17 protein-coding genes are annotated in these 17,535 nt (G+C 71.2%); 7 read left to right on the forward strand and 10 right to left on the reverse strand.

Annotation, left to right across the window (positions count from 1 at the left end; genetic code table 11):
• The first annotated feature begins 179 nt into the window (after window positions 1-179).
• Window positions 180-1,139, forward strand: coding sequence for a TAXI family TRAP transporter solute-binding subunit (locus tag AB0K07_RS11605; RefSeq protein ID WP_363753587.1), 960 nt, complete (start codon window positions 180-182; stop codon window positions 1,137-1,139).
• 37 nt (window positions 1,140-1,176) lie between these two features.
• On the opposite strand, the gene AB0K07_RS11610 is transcribed toward AB0K07_RS11605, so the two are convergent.
• Complete coding sequence (locus tag AB0K07_RS11610; protein WP_363753590.1) at window positions 1,177-2,658, reverse strand: HAMP domain-containing sensor histidine kinase; 1,482 nt, start codon at window positions 2,656-2,658, stop codon at window positions 1,177-1,179.
• A 6-nt stretch (window positions 2,659-2,664) separates the two neighbouring features.
• On the reverse strand, window positions 2,665-3,348 hold the full coding sequence (locus tag AB0K07_RS11615; protein WP_363753592.1) for a response regulator transcription factor: 684 nt from the start codon (window positions 3,346-3,348) through the stop codon (window positions 2,665-2,667).
• Window positions 3,349-3,493: 145 nt separating this feature from the next.
• On the opposite strand from AB0K07_RS11615, the gene AB0K07_RS11620 reads away from it, so the two are divergent.
• The 3 genes from AB0K07_RS11620 to AB0K07_RS11630 are packed head-to-tail and all read left to right on the forward strand — an operon-like array spanning window position 3,494 to window position 6,506.
• Window positions 3,494-4,516: a tripartite tricarboxylate transporter substrate-binding protein gene (locus AB0K07_RS11620; RefSeq protein WP_363753595.1), complete on the forward strand. Its 1,023-nt coding sequence runs from the start codon at window positions 3,494-3,496 to the stop codon at window positions 4,514-4,516.
• Between the two features lies 1 nt (window position 4,517).
• The gene (locus AB0K07_RS11625; RefSeq protein WP_363753598.1) at window positions 4,518-4,979 is read left to right on the forward strand and encodes a tripartite tricarboxylate transporter TctB family protein; all 462 of its coding nucleotides are present in this window, start codon (window positions 4,518-4,520) and stop codon (window positions 4,977-4,979) included.
• 21 nt (window positions 4,980-5,000) lie between these two features.
• Complete coding sequence (locus AB0K07_RS11630; protein ID WP_363753601.1) at window positions 5,001-6,506, forward strand: tripartite tricarboxylate transporter permease; 1,506 nt, start codon at window positions 5,001-5,003, stop codon at window positions 6,504-6,506.
• 57 nt (window positions 6,507-6,563) lie between these two features.
• Here the strand turns inward: AB0K07_RS11630 and rraA are convergent, their stop codons facing one another.
• The 5 genes from rraA to AB0K07_RS11655 all read right to left on the reverse strand — a co-directional run bounded on the left by rraA (window position 6,564) and on the right by AB0K07_RS11655 (window position 10,843).
• Window positions 6,564-7,064, reverse strand: coding sequence for a ribonuclease E activity regulator RraA (gene rraA, locus AB0K07_RS11635; RefSeq protein WP_363753603.1), 501 nt, complete (start codon window positions 7,062-7,064; stop codon window positions 6,564-6,566).
• Between the two features lie 140 nt (window positions 7,065-7,204).
• Window positions 7,205-7,603 carry a universal stress protein gene (locus AB0K07_RS11640; RefSeq protein ID WP_363753605.1) on the reverse strand — a complete coding sequence of 133 codons (399 nt, stop codon included), beginning with the start codon at window positions 7,601-7,603 and terminating at the stop codon, window positions 7,205-7,207.
• Complete coding sequence (locus AB0K07_RS11645; RefSeq protein WP_363753607.1) at window positions 7,600-9,102, reverse strand: tripartite tricarboxylate transporter permease; 1,503 nt, start codon at window positions 9,100-9,102, stop codon at window positions 7,600-7,602. The genes AB0K07_RS11640 and AB0K07_RS11645 overlap by 4 nt, the downstream gene beginning before the upstream one ends.
• Window positions 9,102-9,656: a tripartite tricarboxylate transporter TctB family protein gene (locus AB0K07_RS11650; RefSeq protein ID WP_363753609.1), complete on the reverse strand. Its 555-nt coding sequence runs from the start codon at window positions 9,654-9,656 to the stop codon at window positions 9,102-9,104. The genes AB0K07_RS11645 and AB0K07_RS11650 overlap by 1 nt, the downstream gene beginning before the upstream one ends.
• A gap of 179 nt (window positions 9,657-9,835) precedes the next feature.
• The gene (locus AB0K07_RS11655; protein WP_363753611.1) at window positions 9,836-10,843 is read right to left on the reverse strand and encodes a tripartite tricarboxylate transporter substrate binding protein; all 1,008 of its coding nucleotides are present in this window, start codon (window positions 10,841-10,843) and stop codon (window positions 9,836-9,838) included.
• A gap of 99 nt (window positions 10,844-10,942) precedes the next feature.
• Between AB0K07_RS11655 and AB0K07_RS11660 the strand changes: the two genes are divergently transcribed.
• The 3 genes from AB0K07_RS11660 to AB0K07_RS11670 are packed head-to-tail and all read left to right on the forward strand — an operon-like array spanning window position 10,943 to window position 14,213.
• Window positions 10,943-12,598 carry an ATP-binding protein gene (locus AB0K07_RS11660; protein WP_363753613.1) on the forward strand — a complete coding sequence of 552 codons (1,656 nt, stop codon included), beginning with the start codon at window positions 10,943-10,945 and terminating at the stop codon, window positions 12,596-12,598.
• Window positions 12,595-13,266, forward strand: a complete 672-nt coding sequence (locus AB0K07_RS11665) for a response regulator (protein WP_363753615.1) — start codon at window positions 12,595-12,597, stop codon at window positions 13,264-13,266. Before AB0K07_RS11660 ends, AB0K07_RS11665 begins: the two co-directional genes overlap by 4 nt.
• 2 nt (window positions 13,267-13,268) lie before the next feature.
• A complete protein-coding gene (locus AB0K07_RS11670; RefSeq protein WP_363754312.1) occupies window positions 13,269-14,213 on the forward strand; it encodes an acyltransferase domain-containing protein in 945 nt (314 codons plus the stop codon).
• Between the two features lie 79 nt (window positions 14,214-14,292).
• Here AB0K07_RS11670 and AB0K07_RS11675 read toward each other — a convergent pair whose 3' ends face one another.
• The 3 genes from AB0K07_RS11675 to AB0K07_RS11685 form a co-directional block, all read right to left on the reverse strand.
• Window positions 14,293-16,092 (reverse strand): hypothetical protein, encoded by a 1,800-nt coding sequence (locus tag AB0K07_RS11675; RefSeq protein WP_363753617.1) that lies wholly within the window; start codon window positions 16,090-16,092, stop codon window positions 14,293-14,295.
• A 322-nt stretch (window positions 16,093-16,414) separates the two neighbouring features.
• Window positions 16,415-16,984, reverse strand: a complete 570-nt coding sequence (locus AB0K07_RS11680; protein ID WP_363753619.1) for a DM13 domain-containing protein — start codon at window positions 16,982-16,984, stop codon at window positions 16,415-16,417.
• A 162-nt stretch (window positions 16,985-17,146) separates the two neighbouring features.
• Window positions 17,147-17,359 (reverse strand): hypothetical protein, encoded by a 213-nt coding sequence (locus tag AB0K07_RS11685; RefSeq protein WP_363753622.1) that lies wholly within the window; start codon window positions 17,357-17,359, stop codon window positions 17,147-17,149.
• Window positions 17,360-17,535 lie beyond the last annotated feature (176 nt).

Raw genomic sequence — 17,535 nt, forward strand, 5'->3', positions numbered from 1 at the left:
ACGCGTCGCTCACAGTGGGCTCACAGCCGGCTTACAGCGGGCGCATCCTCAGGTGGACAGACTGCAGAGCTCGATGGCTTATCGAGCCTTGACCGGTCCGGCGCACGTCCCGGCTCGCACCAGGCCCGCCGACCGCCGATGAATCGTGAGCTGCCGGCCGCCGTCCGTATCATCTCGGCATGGTGCTGAACCTGGAGCCACGGATCAGCCGGCGGGCGGTGCTCCTGGCCGCGGGAGGGATGCTCGTCGGTTGCTCCGGGCAGCCCGAGGCTGACAAGGTCCACCTGCGACTGGCGACCGGGCCGGCGGGGGCGGTGTACCGGCGCATCGGCGGAGCGCTGGCCGAACACATCTCCGAGCAGGTGCCTGGCGCCACGGTGACCACCGTGCCGAGCGGAGCGTCCACCGACAACATCCGGATGCTGCGGGCCGGCGAGGCGCACCTCGGACTGAGTAGCCTGGATGCGCTGATCACGACCGACGGCAGCGCGCCCGAGGGGCTCTCAGCGGTGTGCCGGCTCTACGACAGTCATCTGCATCTCGTGGTCATGGCCGGTTCGGCGATCGGTGGGTTCCGGGACCTTGAGGGCAAGCGCATCTCCCTCGGTGCCCGCAATTCGGGCACCGAGTTCACGTCGCTGCGGGTGCTGAAGCTCGGCCCGGTGAACACCGACGCTCGGTACCTCAGCCAGGCCGAATCGGCGGCGGCGCTGCGTGACGGCACGATCGACGCGATGTTCTCCCTGACCGGCGTCCCGACGCCCGCCATCACCGAGCTGGCGCAGCGGCACCCGATCCGGCTGATCCCGTTGGACGCCCAGGCGGACGCGCTCTTCACCGCGTACCCCGGTCCCTACGCTCCCGCCATGATCCACGCGACCGCCTACGCCGGCGTCCCGGCCACCCGCACCGTCGCCGTGCCGAACGTGCTGCTCGCGCGCAACGACCTGCCCGACGACCTGGTCTACGCCATCACCGACACGATCTTCACGCACACCGGCACGATCACTTCCGCCAGCCGCGGCGACGCCGCGGCCGTTCCCGAAGCGTGGCAGATCAACGTACGCACCGGGATCTCCACCGGGTCGGTTCCGCTCCATCCGGGAGCGGCGGCCTGGTTCCGCGACCGCAAGCGCTGACCAGGGACAGCGACAGGCCGGCGACGGGACCGGGTCCTCAGACCGGCGACGGAGCCGGGGCGCCGGGCGACGATGCCACCTGCGGAACGACCGGTAACGCAACCACTGCGGCGAGCCCGTGCCCGGACCCGTCCGGACGCGGCAGGCCCTCCTCCAGCCGCAGCTCACCCCCGGCCGCCCCGACCAGGTCGGCGCAGATCGCCAGCCCCAGGCCGGTCCCGGTCACGTTCTGGTGCCGCGGCGACCGCCAGAACCGTTGTAGCGCCTGGGCCCGCTCGGAAACGTCGATCCCCTGCCCGTCGTCACGGACAGCGATGGTGACCACCCCCGCGGCCGCGGAGCCAGCGCGGTTCCCGGCGCCGGCACCACCGGGAACTACGCGGGCGGTCACCTCCACCGCCTGCGCGCCCGACAGCCGTAACGCGTTGCTGATCAGCTCGTCCAGGATGCTGCCCAGTCCGCCCGGCGGTTCCAGCAGCCGCAACCCCGGCGGCACGTCGACCGCCAGCGTCTGCCCCGCCGTCGCCGTCAACGCCCGCCACCGGACCACCCGGGTCGCCAGCACGTCGTCGAGGTCCACCGGCGACGCGGTCCGCATGCTCTCCATCCGGGCACTCGCCTGCAGCGCGTTCAGCATCCGCTGCATCGCCTTCAGCTCGTCCACGGCCACGTCGTACACCTGCCGCCCGTTGCCGTCCGGCCGCAGGTGCGGCGCGAGGCTCTCCACCGCGAGCCGGAGGCTGGTCAACGGGTTGCGCAACTGATGCGAGGCGTCGGACACGAACGCCCGCTGCCGCTGCACGGCGTTCTCGACGGCGTCCATCATGGTGTTGAACGATTCCGCCAGTCGCCGCAGCTCGATCGGGCCGGCCTCGGCGTCGGCGCGGATCGTCAGGTCGCCCTCGGAGATCCGCGAGGTCGCCGCGTCCAGCTTCCGCACCGGCCGCAGCACCCACGCCGATACCGGCCACGCCACGGCCGCCAATGCGATCAACGGCAGCAGCCCGAGCCCCGCGAGCCGAGCCCAGCGTACGAGGATGCTCTCACGCGTCTTCGACAGGTCGGAGATCGTTACGACGGCGCCGACGACCTCACTGTCCCGACCCACCGGCTCGGCCACCACGAGTGCGGAGTCGTCCCACGGCGCCCATTCCCAGGACGGTTCGGATCGCGCTCCGGCCAGCGCCGCGGTCACGATCCGGGGCAACGTCGGCTCGGCCCGCGCCGCCTCCTGGTACGCGCCGGCCGGTCCGAGCAACACCTCGCCGGAGGTGTCGACCAGCGCGACCGGGATGCCGTAGAGCTCGTGATAGCGCGTCAGCTCCTGCTGCAGCGCCTCGGTCCGCCCGGTCGACAGCGCGGTCTCGGCCAGCGAGGCGAACCGGCCGACGTCGTTGAGCCGGTTGACGTACGTTTCCTGCATCTCCCGCTCGGCAACCGTGACGCTGAGCGGCACCCCGAGCGCCGCGACGAGCAGCACCGCGAGGGGAACCAGGACGACGAGCAGGCGGCGGCGCACGGTGCGTCAGCCGATCAGCTCCGGCTGGTCGGCCAGGAGCCGATAGCCGACGCCGTGGATCGTGCGGATGACCACGTCCGGCCCCAGCTTGTGCCGTAACGCAGCGATGTGGGTGTCCAGGGTGCGACTCGACGACTCCCAGGTCGCGCCCCAGATCTGGTCGAGGATGACGTCGCGGCTGACCACGTTGGGCGCCCGGCGGGCAAGCAGCAGGAGCAGCTCGAACTCCTTGCGGGTCAACGGCACGGGCGTGCCGTCGACGGTGACCTCGCGGGTGCCGACACCGATCCGCATCGGGCCGAGCAGGAGCGGCTCGCCCGAATGGCTCAGGGCACGAGCCGCCCGGGTACGGCGCAGGACGGCGTCGATCCGGGCGAGCAACTCCGGGATGCCGAACGGCTTGACGATGTAGTCGTCAGCGCCGGCACGCAGGCCACGGACCCGCTCGTGCTCCTCGGACCGCGCAGTGACCGCGATGACGGCGGTCTCCGGGTGGTCACGCAGCTTCCGGATCACGTCGAGTCCGTCGCCGTCGGGCAGACCCAGGTCGACGAGGACCACGTCGGACGGCGCGGCACGCACGGCCTCCGCGGCTGTGGCGATGCGGTGGACCTCGAAGCCCGCCTGGGTCAGGACGGTCACCAGACCCAGCGCCACGCGGTCGTCATCCTCGATGACGGTTATCCGCATACCGGCGGATTGTACGGCCCGGACCGGCCCTCGTGTCAGCCCTCGAGTTCTTGGGATTCCTCTGACACCATCCGCGTCCCGGCCAGTCGAGACTGGGGGCCACTCACTCACCGACAGATGTGCATGCGCTGATGGGGAGGCCGCTGTGAGAGAGACCAGAAGGTACCGGGCCGCCGCGCGGATGACCGCCGCGATCGGCGTCGTCTCGCTCGTCGCCGCGTGTTCCGGCAACGGAGGCGCCAACGGCGGAGGCGATGCCGCAAGCTACCCGGACCAGAACATCACGATCGTCGTGCCGTTCAGTGCGGGGGGCCCGACTGACACCGTCACCCGCATGATCGCCGAGCCGATGGCCGCCAAGCTCGGCGGCAAGATCGTCGTCCGGAACGTCGAGGGCGCCGGCGGCACGGTCGGCGCCGGCGAGGTCGCGCGGGCCGATCCGGACGGCTACACCGTGCTCATGCACCACATCGGCATGTCGACGGCGCCCGCCCTCTACAAGAACCTGGGCTACAAACCGCTCGAGGACTTCGAGATGGTCGGTCTCGTCACCGAGGTGCCGATGACCGTCGTCGCCCGCAAGGACTTCGCGCCCGCTACACTCCAGGACCTCGTGACCCACGTGAAGGCGAACGCCAACAAGGTCACCCTGGCCAACGCCGGCATCGGCGCCGCATCCCACCTGTGCGGCCTTCTGTTCCAGACCACCGCCGGCGTCAAGCTCCAAGAGGTCCCGTATCAGGGCACCGGCCCCGCGCTGACCGACCTCGTCGGCGGCCAGGTCGACTTCATGTGCGACCAGACGACCAACACCAGCGGCCAGATCGCCGCGGGAAAGGTGAAGGCGTACGCGGTCACCACGCCGGAGCGGGTGAAGAGCCTTCCCGACCTGCCCACCACGGCCGAGGCAGGGCTGCCCCAGCTTCAGGTCAGCGTGTGGCACGGTCTCTACGCCCCGGCCGGCACGCCGCAGGAGGTCGTCCAGAAGCTGTCCGAGGCGCTGAAGGTCGCACTGGCCGACCAAGGGGTCATCGACCAGATGGCCAAGCTCGGCACCGCGCCGGTCCCGGCCGAGGACGCGACCCCGCAGGCGCACCGGGCCAAGCTCGAGGAGCAGCTCGCCACCTGGGCGAAGATCATCGCTGACGCCGGGGTCAAGGTCTCCTGAGGTGGAGCGCCGTCGATCGTTCCCGGACGTCCTCGCCGGGGGAGTCTTCGTCCTGATCGGTGGTGCATTCGTGCTGGGGTCGCTCGGCTACGAGCTGGGCACCCCACTGCGGATGGGCCCGGGCGCCTTCCCCCTGCTGGTCGGCGCGGCCGTGGCCGTCCTGGGACTGGCGATCATCATCAAGGGACTCGTCGCCGGCGAGGTGGTCTCGTTCGGACCGATCCCGTGGCGTGCGGTCGCCGTCATCGTGCTCGCGGTCCTGTTCTTCGGATTCACCGTCCGGCGCCTCGGATTCGTACCGACGTCGGCGGTGACCGCCCTGCTCACCACGCTGGCCAGCTCACGCGTACGGCTGCGCACGGCCGTGGCCGTGGCCGCCGGCCTGACCGTGGCCAGCACGCTCATCTTCGTCGTCGGACTTCAGCTGCGGATCCCGCTATGGGGCCCGTGGCTGGGGTTCTGACGCGGGCATCCGGATTGAGGCATGGAACTTCTCGACAACCTCGCGCTCGGCTTCTCGACCGCTCTCCTGGTCCAGAACGTCCTCTACTGCTTCGTGGGAGTGCTGCTCGGGACCGCGGTCGGCGTGCTGCCCGGCATCGGGCCGACGGCGACGGTGGCGATGCTGCTGCCGATCACGTTCAGCTTCGAGCCGGTGACGGCGCTGATCATGCTGGCCGGCATCTACTACGGCGCGCAGTACGGCGGCTCGACGACCGCCATCCTGATCAACCTGCCCGGTGAGTCCTCGGCGGCGGTCACCGCGCTGGACGGGCACGAGATGGCCCGCCAGGGCCGAGCCGGCCCTGCCCTGGCAACCGCTGCGATCGGCTCCTTCATCGCCGGTACGGTGGCCACGGTCGTGCTGGCCGCCGCGGCCCCGCCGCTGGCCAGCATCGCGTTGAAGTTCGGCCCGGCCGACTACTTCTCGCTCGTGCTGCTCGGCCTGATCGTGTCGATCGCGCTGGCGCGTGGATCGGCGCTCAAGGCACTGGCGATGATCGCGCTCGGCGTGCTGCTCGGCACGGTCGGCCAGGACATCTACACCGGCACGCCCCGCTTCGTGTTCGACCAGCGCGAGCTGTACGGCGGCATCGACTTCGTGTCGGTCGCCGTCGGCCTGTTCGGGGTGGCCGAGATCCTGCGCAACCTGGAGAACGAGCAGACCAGTTCGGCGATCGTCAGCAAGGTGCGGAACCTCTGGCCGACCCGCGAGGACCGCCGCCGGATCGTCGGCCCGATCCTGCGGGGCACCGGTCTGGGCGCCGCGCTCGGCGTCCTGCCCGGCGGCGGCCACGTGCTGGCCTCGTTCACCTCGTACGCCGTGGAGAAGCGGGTCTCGAAGCGGCCGCAGGAGTTCGGGCGCGGTGCGATCGAGGGCGTCGCCGGCCCCGAGTCGGCGAACAACGCCGCCGCGCAGACGTCGTTCATCCCGCTGCTCACCCTGGGTCTGCCCGCCCACCCCGTCATGGCACTGATGATCGGCGCGTTCATCGTCCACGGCATCACCCCCGGCCCGAACGTCATCAACGACGAACCGGCGCTGTTCTGGGGCCTGATCGCGTCGATGTGGATCGGCAACGTGCTGCTCCTGCTGCTGAACCTGCCGCTGATCGGTATCTGGGTGCGCATGCTGCGCATCCCGTACCAGGTGCTGTTCCCGATGATCATCCTCTTCGCGGCGATCGGCACCTACTCACTGAACTCCAACGCGTACGACGTCTACGCGATCGCATTCTTCGGGATCCTGGGCTACATCCTGATCAAGTGCGGCTGCGAGCCGGCGCCACTGCTGCTCGGCTTCGTCCTCGGCCCGTTGCTTGAGGAGAACCTGCGGAGGGCGCTCATCATCTCCCGCGGCGACGCGTCGGTCTTCCTGACCCGACCGATCTCCGCAGGGCTCCTGGCCCTGGCCGTGGCAGCGCTCGTCGTCGCCGCCCTCCCGACGATCCGCAAGCGCCGCGAGATCGTGTTCGCCGAGGAGGAGTAGGAGCCCTTACCGGAGCGGGCCCAATGATCGAGTCATTGGAAACCTGGCCCTATCGGCCTACGCCCGCCGGCCCAGGGGAAGGACGACGACACCGTCGTCGTCACTGTGCACCTCGGCGCCGGGATCGAAGGTGCAGTTTCCGAATGCCACCGGCACGTCCCGCTCGCCGGCCCCGGTCTTGGCGCTCTTGCGCGGGTTGGTGCCGAGCGCCTTGATGCCGATTGGAAGGACACGCAGGGCGGCGACATCGCGGACGGCGCCGTTGATCACCACACCCGCCCAGCCGTTCTCCGCCGCCATACCGGCGATCATGTCGCCCATCAGGGCCGTGTGCACGGACCCGCCACCATCCACCACCAGCACCCGCCCCTCACCCGGTGCGGAGACGACCGACTTCAGCAGGGCGTTGTCCTCGAAGCACCGCACGGTGACCGCCGGTCCGTGGAAGGCGTGGACGCCGCCGAACTGGCGCAGCTGCGTGTCGCACGAGCCGAGTTCGTCCGTGTACCGGTCGTGGAGGTCCGAGGTGGGCGTCTGCATGGTTCGTCCTGCTCTCACGTCGGGTATCGGATCCAGGGGCGGCGAACGGGTGTAGGCCGGTGGCGGCGTCGGCCGCTGGGTGCGGTTCGAGGCGGGCACGGGGGCTCCCATCCGCTCCGGCTGGCGCAGGAGGGTGGCCCCGTGGACGGCACGAAACGTCACACTCCGTCGATCTTGACGGCGAGCACCGGGCAGCGGGCGCCGAGCAGGATCTCCTGCGCCGTGGATCCCATGATCAGCTTACCCACCGGCGTCCGCTGCCGGATCCCGATCACCACCAGCGACACGTCCTCGGACTCGGCCAACTCGACGATCTCCTCGGCCGCGTCGCGGCCCCGCACCAACTGCCGGACGCTGTGCCGCACGCCCAGCCCGGTCAGCTCCCGGCGGACACGCTCGAGGTCGTGGTCCTGAGCGAACCGCGGGTCGACGTACGCGTCGCCGCGCGAGGTGTTGACCACGAGCACCGGCTCGTCGCGGAACCGGGCCTGCTCGACCGCCGCCCCCAGGACCGCCTCGCCCAACGCCGACGGCACGTACCCCACCAGCACGGTCATCCGGTCACCAACCTTTCCCGAAGCGGTCGTACGAGGAACCGGCCGAGCAGCGGCCAGAGCAGCACCACCAGCACGGTGGCGTAGATCAGCCAGGACACCCAGCCACCGAGCAGACCGGAGAGGTCGCCGCCGGCGAGCTGCAGCGCCCGCCGGCCCTGAAGTTCCGCCCGGGGGCCCAGGATCACCCCGACGATCAGCGGCAGGATCGGCAGCCCGAAGCGCCGCATCCCGAACCCGATCAGACCGAGGGTCAGCAACAGGAACAGGTCGAACGGCTGGGCGTTGACCGCGTACGCGCCCATCGAGGCGAAGAAGATGATCCCCGCGTAGAGGTACGGCCGCGGAACCCGCAGCAGCCGGGCCCAGGCGGGCGCGAGGGGCAGGTTGAGCACGAGCAGCAGCAGGTTGCCGACGAAGAGGCTGGCGATCAGGGTCCAGACCAGGCCGGACTCCCGTTCGAAGAGCAGCGGGCCGGGCTGGATCCCGTACTGCTGAAAGGCGGCCAGCATGACCGCGGCCGTGGCGTTGGTCGGCAGGCCGATCGCCAGCATGGGCACCAGCGTCCCGGCGGCGGAGGCGTTGTTGGCAGCCTCCGGCCCCGCGACACCCTCGATGGCGCCCTTGCCGAACTCCTCCGGGTGCTTCGACAGCTTCTTCTCGGTCGCGTACGACAGGAAGGTCGGAATCTCCGCCCCACCCGCGGGCAGCGCCCCGAACGGGAACCCGTACGCGGTGCCGCGCAGCCAGGGCTTCCACGACCGCTTCCAGTCCTGCCGGCCCATCCAGGGACGGCCCACCGGAATCACCTCGGCGGCCTTGCGCCGCAGGTGCGCGGCGATCCAGAGCGCCTCGCCGACGGCGAAGATGCCCACCGCGACCACCACCACGTCGATGCCGTCGGCGAGTTGGGGGATGCCGAAGGTGAGCCGCTGCTGGCCGGTCTGGTCGATCCCGATCACAGCGATGACCAGGCCGATCAGCAGCGAGGCGAAGCCGCGCACCCGGGACGCGCCGAGCACCGCGGTCACCGCCACGAACGAGAGCAGCATCAGCGCGAAGTAGTCCGGCGCGCCCAGACTGATCGCGAACGCCACCACCGGTGGGGTGACCACGACCAGCAGCACGGTGGCGATGGTGCCGGCGACGAAGGAGCCGATCGCGGCGGTGGCCAGCGCCTGCGCGGCCCGACCCGCCTTCGCCATCTTGTTGCCCTCGATCGCGGTCACCACGGAGGACGACTCGCCAGGGGTGTTCAGCAGGATCGACGTGGTCGAGCCGCCGTACATGCCGCCGTAGAAGATGCCGGCGAACATGATGAACGCCTGCGTCGGCTCCATCCCGTAGGTGACCGGCAGCAGCAGCGCGACCGTCATCGCCGGGCCGATGCCGGGCAGCACACCGACGGCGGTGCCGATGGTCACGCCGAGCAGCGCGATCAGCAGGTTCATCGGGGTCAGCACATTGGCGAACCCGTCGAGCAGGTGGCCGAAATTGTCCATCAGAGGATTCCTTGCAGGACGCCGGCGGGCAGGTTGACACCCAGCCCGATGGCGAACGTGTAGAAGGTGATCAGCGACAGGGCGACGGCGATCAGCAGGTTGCGGATGTGGTGCCGGTTGCCCAGCGCGAACGCCGAACCCCAGAACAGCAGGGTGCCGCTGATCACCCAACCGAGCCGGTCGATCAGCACCGCGTTGACCAGGAAGGCGCCGATCAGCAGGAGAACCGTCCGCCAGTCGATCGGACTGCTCAGGTCGACGTCCTCGCCGGCCTCCGGCTCACCCGCGCCGCCGCGGGCCACGTCCACCGCGTAGATCGCGGCCACCACCAGCAGCAGCGCGCCGAGCAGGATCGGCACCGGCTTCGGCCCGATCGGGTCGGCGCTGCTGATCGCGTGCCCGATCCGCAGCGCGTCGACGATGACCAGGGCGCCGACCACGGCGAGGAATGCACAGACGCCGTACTGCGCCCGGTCCGGCTTCGCCGTCCGGGCCGCGCCGTCGAGGGCGTCCGCGACCGGCGGCCGGTCGTCGGCCGCTGTTGGTGGCGTCACCGCAGGCAGGTTCGGCGTACGCTCCGCGGCCGTCTCGGCTCCCGTCGTGCGGGACACCGGATCGGCGGGCGCCGCGGTCGGCTGCGCCGGGATCGGCGGTACGACGGAAGCGTCCGCGTCCGGCGCCGCCGGGCGGGGCGGCCGGTCTCCGCCCCGTTCCGGTCGGGTCGTCATGCCGGTCACGCCAGCCCGAGCTGCTTGAGCAGGTCGGCGACAGACTTGTCCTGGTCGGTGAGGAAGGTGGCGAAGGCGTCGCCGGTCACGAAGGCGTCGGTCCAGCCCCGCTTGGCCAGCTCGGCCTGCCACTCCGCGGACTCGTGCATCTTCGTCAGCGCGTCGATCCAGACCTTCTTGTCGCCGTCGCTGATGCCGGGCGGGGCGACGATGCCGCGCCAGTTCGTGAAGACCAGGTCGATTCCGGACGCCTTGAGGGTCGGCACCTCCTTGAGCGCCGCGATCGGCTGCTCGCTGGTCACCGCGAGGACCCGGAGCTGGCCCGCCTCGACCTGGTCGAGGAACTCGCCGAAGCCGCTGGCGCCGAAGGCCACCTTGCCGCCGAGCACCGCCGGCAGCAGTTCGCCGCCGCCGTCGTACGAGACGAAGTTGACCTGGCGCGGGTCGATGCCGACCGTCTTGGCGAGCTGCATGGGCAGCAGGTGGTCCGGGCCGCCCGGCGAGGACCCGCCGCCGACGGCGATCTTCTTCGGGTCCGACTTCCAGGCGGCGACCAGATCACCGATCGTCTTGTACGGCGAGTCCTTCGGCACCACGATGGCGCCGGCTTCCTCGATCATCTTGGCCAGCGGGGTCGTCTGGGTGAGCGTCGCGGACGACTTGGAGGTGTAGGAGGCACCGACCACGCCCAACCCCATCTGCATGGCGAGCTTGCCGTTGCCCTTCTCGTTCACCATCCGCTGGAGGCCGACGGTGCCGCCCGCGCCGGGCAGGTTGAACACCTGCACCCCGGTGGCGATCTTCGCGTCCTCCATCACCTTGGCGGCGGTGCGGGCCGTGGTGTCGTACCCGCCGCCGGGGGTGTTCGGCACCATGATCCGCAAGCCGGCGACCGGCTTTCCGTCGTCGCCGGACCCGCCCTCGTCCTGTCCGGCGGTGGCGCCGCAGGCGCCCAGCGCCAGCACCGTCGCGGCGGCGACGCCCATGACCAGCACGTTTCTCCGAGTTGCCATCATGTTTCTCTTCCGTTTCGAAGGAGTCCGGCGGCAAGATGATGGCCTCCGGGCGGACTCCGTGTCTGCCTTCTGTCACCAGCGGAAATTGAGGTCTTTGTGGTCGCGATCACGCCCCGCCGCCGCACCCTGGCCGGGCAGCTGCTGGTGCTTCAGCTCGCGATCATCGTCGTGGTGCTGGTGGCCGTGGCCGCCGTGTCCCTGGCTCAGTCGGCGGCGACCTTCAACCGGGTGGAGGGCCGCCGCGTGGCCGCCCTCGGCGAACAGCTCGCCGGCAACCGGCTGCTGCGCGACCGCCTCACCCAGCCCGCCCCGGCGGAGACGATCGCGCCGCTGGTGCAGAACGTGCTGACCCAGGCCGGCGTGACCACGGTCAGCGTCGCCGACGCGCGCGGCCGGGTGGTCAGCTCCACCAACCCCACCCTGGTGGGCAGCGAGGTGGTGCTGGGCGATCCCCGGGTCAACGACGGCCGTAGCTGGTTCGGCGAGCTGGAGGTCGACGGATCGCGGGAACTCGTGGCCCAGGTTCCGGTGCTCGACGACCGCAAGGAAACCCTCGGCCGCTACCTGGGTGTCGTGATGATCGGCGAGACCTCGCTGACCTGGTCGGAGCGCATTGTCGGCGCCTCCTCGTATCTCTTCACCTACCTCGGCATCGCCAGCGCTCTCGGGGTGGTCGGGTCCTGGCTGCTGGCTCGGCGGATCAAGCGGCAGACCCTGGGCCTGGAGCCGCGGGAGATCGCCGGGCTGGCGGAGCACCGGGAGGCGCTGCTGCACGGCATCGCCGAGGGCGTCATCGCGCTGGACCCGCACCTGCGGGTCACCCTGGTGAACGCCGTCGGGCGGCGGCTGCTCGACCTGCCCGAGAACTGCCTCGGGCTCAGCCTCGCTGACCTGCGCATCTCCGGCCGGCTGCGGGACGTGCTGGCCGGCACCGACGACGGTCCGGAAGCCCGCGACGAGGTTGTCGTCCGCGCCGGCCGGGTGCTGGTGATGAACCGGATGACAGTCAACAAGGACGGCCGCTGGCTCGGCTCGGTGACCACCCTGCGGGACCGCACCGAGCTGGCCCGGCTGGAACGCGAGATCGGGTCGTTCCGCAGCACCGCGGAGCTACTCCGCGCGCAGACCCACGAGTTCGCCAATCAGTTGCACACCATCTCCGGGCTGATCCAGATCGGCGAGCACGACGAGGTGGTCCGGTACGTGGACGCGCTGAGCCGGCACCGGGCGTCACTGGACCTGACCGTGACCAGCCGGATCCACGACACCGCGGTCGCCGCGCTGCTGATGGCGAAATCCGCGGTGGCCGCCGAGCGTCGGGTCGAGCTGCGGGTCTCCGAACGGACCAGCCTCGACCGGATGAAGCCGGAGGTCACCGCGGACGTCGCCACGGTGCTGGGCAACCTGGTCGACAACGCCCTGGACGCCGTCGCCGACGGCCGCGACGCCGACGGCACCGGCGCGGCGGACGGACCGGCCTGGGTGGAGGTTGAGCTGCGCCAGGACGCCTCGTCCGTGGAGATCATCGTCCGGGACTCGGGGCCGGGCATCGCCCCGGAGCTGGCCCAGGAAGTCTTCAGCCAGGGCTTCACCACAAAGGCGGCGCAGGGCGGCGAGCGCGGCATCGGGCTGGCGCTCACCCGGCTGGTCTGCAACCGGCGCGGTGGGGAGATCGCGGTGACGAACACCGAGGAGGGCGCGATGTTCACCGCACGGATGTCGGTGGCCACCATGCTGGAGGGAGTTCGTTGATCGACGTCCTGGTCGTCGACGACGACTTCATGGTGGCCCGGATCCACCGGGGGTTCGTCGAGCGGATGGACGGCTTCCAGGTCGTCGGCACCGCGGGCACCGGCGAACAGGCCGTCGCCGCGGTCGACGAGTTCCGGCCAGACCTGGTGCTTCTCGACCTCTACCTGCCGGACATGTTCGGCCTCGACGTGGTGACGCGGCTGCGCGCCGCCCGGCACGACTGCGACATCCTGGTCATCAGCGCCGCCCGGGAGGCCGAGACGGTTCGCCGGGCCGTCCGCTACGGCGCGGTCAACTATCTGCTCAAACCCTTCGGGTTCGACGAGCTGCGCACCCGGCTGGAGCAGTACGCAGCACGGCGAAACTCCCTTCGCGCGACGGTGGTCAGCGACCAGGCCGACGTCGACCGGGTGCTGTCCCGCGACGGCTCCCACATCACCTCCACCCTGCCCCGGGGTCTCAGCACCGAGACCGCGGAGCTGGTGGAACGCGCACTCCGGGAGAACTCCGGCAGCCTCTCGGCAGCCGAATGCGCGAACCAGGTGGGAATCTCCCGGGTCAGCGCCCGTCGCTACCTGGAGCACTTCTCGAGTACCGGACGGGCGTCGGTGACCCTGCGCTACGGCGCGGCCGGCCGGCCGGAACGCCGCTACAGCTGGGGCGGATGACGATGGATCTCAACGACACCGCCGCCCGGCTCGGCGTACCCGTCGAGGACGTCGACCGCGTGCACCGACTCGCCGGCGACCGGCCCTCCGCTCCGCTGCCCGCCAAGGCCGACGCGCCCGCGCTCCTCGACCGGCTCGCGGTGCGGGCGGACGACGCCGCCGAGATCATGGCGGGCTGGCCCGACCCCGACTCTCCGCTGTGGACTCCGGAACTGCGCTGGCTGCTCGACCGCTCGATCGCCCTGATCCGCGCCGATCTCGGCGGCCACGGCTGGCTGTCGCCCGGTCCGGCGCTGCCGCGCGAACGGGGCCTCGCCTGGCGGCATCTCTACGTGTACGCGTACCTGGCCCTGGTCGACGTCGTCAGGGGGTACCACCGCGACCACGGCATCGCCGACGCCGTGTCGTGGGCGACCCTCGCCGACCTGGGCCGCAACCTCGCGATCGACCGGCGGATGCGCCGCGAGGGCTGGCCGGTCATGCAGAGCTGGCTGACGCTGCACGCGCGCGGCGGCCTCTACGAGCTGGGCCGGTTGCAGCACCAGCGCGGCGGCACCGCCATCGACCTGCACATCCCCGAGTCGGGGCCGATGACCCCGGAGGTGGTCACGGCGTCGCTCGACGAGGCCCGCGAGTTCTTCCCGCGCCACTTTCCCGACGAGCGCTACACGGCGTTCTCCTGCGGCTCGTGGCTGCTCGACCCGCAGCTGCTGGAGTACCTGCCCGGGGACTCCAACATCGTCCGGTTCCAGCGGAGGTTCCACCTGGAGCCCTATGAGGAGCCGGAAGGGTTGGACGCCGACGTCGAGGTGCTGCGGTTCGTGTTCCGCACCCTGACCACGCCGCTCGACGAGCTGCCACGCCGCACCGTGCTCCAGCGCGCGATCGTCGACCACCTGAAGGCCGGCCGCCACTGGCAGATCCGCCGCGGCCGCTTCCCGATCTAGTGCGGTGTCCAGGGCGTGCCGCTCAACGTCGCCGCCCGGCCCGCCGATCCTGGCGAAGCGGCGGGCCGGACAGTGCAGGTCAGCCGTTGTGGTGGCGACCGGTGGAGCGGATCGACCCGCGATCGCCCTCCTGATCCGGCTCGCTGCCCGCCACCGGCTTGCCCAGCCGGGTCACCCAGTCGACGAACTCCGCGTCCTGCCTCGGCAGCGTCTCGCCGTCCGCCAGGGTGCCCGCGCCGTCCCCGTCGGTCCGGGACTTGTTGCGCCGGAACAGGCCCAGCCGGCCGCTGGCCCGCCCGCTGGCCCGTCCCGCCGCGACGACGGATGCCGGCGTGGACGGGGGCCCGGCGCGGTGGGCGGTCGCGAGGGCATCCCAGTTCGCGGCCAGGTTCGGGTTGGCCTGGGGAGGCCGGAATGCGGGTTCGAGCCGCTCTTGCGTGCCGCCCGAGTGGGTCGCCTCGGCGCCCGGAGCGGGCTCGCTCGGGGGCGGCACCCGCCGCGCCGGCACGACCGGCCTGGTCGCCGGAACCCCCGTCCGGTCCTTCGGCGGCTGGTACATCCGGCGGGTCCCCGGGGCGACGAATGCCCCGTCGGCTTCGCTGTCGTCGACCTCCGTCTCCGCCGTCCCCGAGCCGTCCCCGCCGGGTCCCGCGGCGAGGTGGGCCGCCGTCGCGGGGGCCGGTTCCGAGGTCTCCGGGATGCCGTCGAGGTCGGCCGGTGTGGCGAGGTCGGCGGGTACGGCGGACGTGGCGGCAACAGCCGGTGCGGTGGTCCGCATCGCGGAGTCCGGTACCGCGCGAGCGGCGTCCCGGTCGCCAGTGGGCGTACCGAAGCCCGGCGGCTCGGCCGCGCTCGTGAGGTTCGCTGCGGTCGCGCCGGCGAACGTCCCCGTGCCGGTCAGGTCGACCGGCTCCGGCTCGTCGGTCGTACCACCGGCGGCCAGCGCCATCGCCTGCGGCACGGCGGCGTCGGCGGACAGCGGACGGAGGATGTCGGTCGGCTCGACGGCCTGCGTTTCGGTGGTGCGCGGCAGGAGCGGCCAGCGGAACCACGCGGCGGCGGCCGACCCGAGCACACCGGCGGCGACGGCGAGCAGCGCGAAGTAGTACGGCGTGATCTGGTACCGGTCGACCGCGTCGCCGGGACCGGCGGTCAGGTAGGTGAACGCGACCAGCACCGTGCCGGCCGCGCCGGTCGCGCCGTTGACCAGCGGCGGATGCCCGCGCCAACGGGCCAGCCCGCCGGTCACCGCGCCGATGAGCAGGGCCACCGCCGGCAGAATCAGGATCGCCTGCCCGTGTGCCGCGTCGGCGTGGAGCCCGGTCGGTTCCAGCACACCGAGCCGTACGGCGGGCAACGGCCCGGCGGTCGCAAGCGAGGGGACGGCCGAGACGAGCGCCAGCAGCCAGACCACGACGCCCACCGCCGCCACGTTCCAGCCCAGCGGCGGCTTCACCAGTATGGCGATCGCCGCACCCGCGCCGACCAGCGCGCCGACGGTCGCGCAGATGCCGAGGGCCCAGATCGGGTCGACAGAGAGTTGCTCGGCGGCCTGGGCCGGTCGGACGCAGAGCGGCGCGACGACGGTGGCGCCCAGCGCGGCGACGGCGGCGACCGTCACCAGTCTGCCCGTGCTCCCCAGCCCCCCGTACCTGCGGGCCAGGCGTGCGGTGACGACGGTGCCGGCTACGGCGGCGTGTGCCGCGAACCAGCCCACCCAGACGAGCTGGGCGGGCCACTGGTTGATGGCGGTCCCGGTGGAGGCGCCGGTGAGCTGGACGATGCCGAAGGCGAACGCGATGCCGAGCTGACCGGCACCGGCGAGCACGCCCATCCCGAGCGCTGTGAGCAACAGGTTACGCCAGATGCGAAAGACCATGTCCGGCACGTTACGCACCTACTACACCACTTTTCACCGAAATGCCGGATTCCATGTCGGACCGCCGCGTCAGCGGTCACCTCCGTTCGACCAGGCGCGCGACGCACGCGGTGCCGCCCACAGTGGTGAGCATGTGGACGGGCCGCTCACGCACCCACTGGTGGAGCGCGGCCACGCCGGCGGAGATCGCCAGGGAATTCAATGCTCTGCTGCGTGATCCTGAGGTGCGCGCCATCATCGCGCACGACGGCGGCCAGGCGGCGCTCGGCTACCTCGACCGCACCTCAGCCGGCCACCGAGGGTATGAGACCGGGCGGCGGGGTCAGGTCGTCCTGAGATCGGCCGCGCCGAAGGAGACGGCGAATCGCTTGCACCAGATGGAGACGCTCCGGAAGTCGCGTGGGTCGACGGAGGCCGGCAGCTCGTACACCTGGTCGCCCCGATTGCCCTTGAGCCTTGCCAGCTCGACCCATTCGCCGTCATCGAACACCCGCCAGCCGGCTGTGCCCCGGGTCACCGGTTGGTCGGTCAGCCACACCCGCAGGTCCGGACCGTTCGACGTGTTCAGGTCTCGGATGACGAGCTGGTGGCGCCCGTCGGCGAGCCGGACGACCGCGGCACTGCCGGTCGTCTTGTGCTCGTGGGCGACGAACTCGCCGGCGGCCAGGATCTCGTTGCCCGCTGGTACGGCGGCCGAGGCCGCCTGGGACGGCGTCGTGGACGCCGGGGTGGGGGTAGCCGATGTCGTCGCCACGGGGGGCAGCGCTTCGTCGACGTACGTATCGGTGAACAGCTTCCACGGCTGGAACCAGTAGACAACCAGAATCGCCACGACGACAGCCGAGGCGAGACCAGCCCATGCCACCGGCGACCGGAGCACCCGTCTTCCCATCCCCGCAGAGTACGACCACCGCAGCCGTCGAACTGGCCGCGAACCCTTTCGGAACTCTTACGACGTGCGCCGCCGCGCCGGCCCCGCTGGCCAGTGGTGTCGTACGTTCCAGCCTGGGTCAGCTGTCGTCGGTGGACAGGTGGTGCGGGTACCGCGGGACAGCTATCTCAGGGGGCGGAAGTACTGCCGGACCGCGTACCGGTAGACGTCCTCACCGAGTTTCGCCCCCTCGACGTCAGCGGTGCGGAAGTGGACGCCGCCCCACACGCGCGCGCCGATGAGCTCGTTGAGCGCTTGCGAGAAGCTGGTGAACTGCCTGGTCGTGCCGGAGTCGACGCTGGATCCGCTGAACTCGATGTCGTCTGGGCCCAGCACCCCGAGGGGCTCGTTTCCGAGCCGTCGCGCCAGGGAACCCGCGATCCGGGTCGGTGGACAGGGCTAGGCACGCTGTGGCGGTGCCTGCACACCCCCGCCACTGGGTCAACTCGGCACTATCTCGAGCTCAGCACGGGAGACACGTGCTAAAGCGCGGTTGCCACAGTCGGGTAACA

Origin of the sequence: Micromonospora sp. NPDC049301 (genome assembly GCF_040678715.1) — a bacterium.
Lineage (GTDB): Bacteria > Actinomycetota > Actinomycetes > Mycobacteriales > Micromonosporaceae > Micromonospora.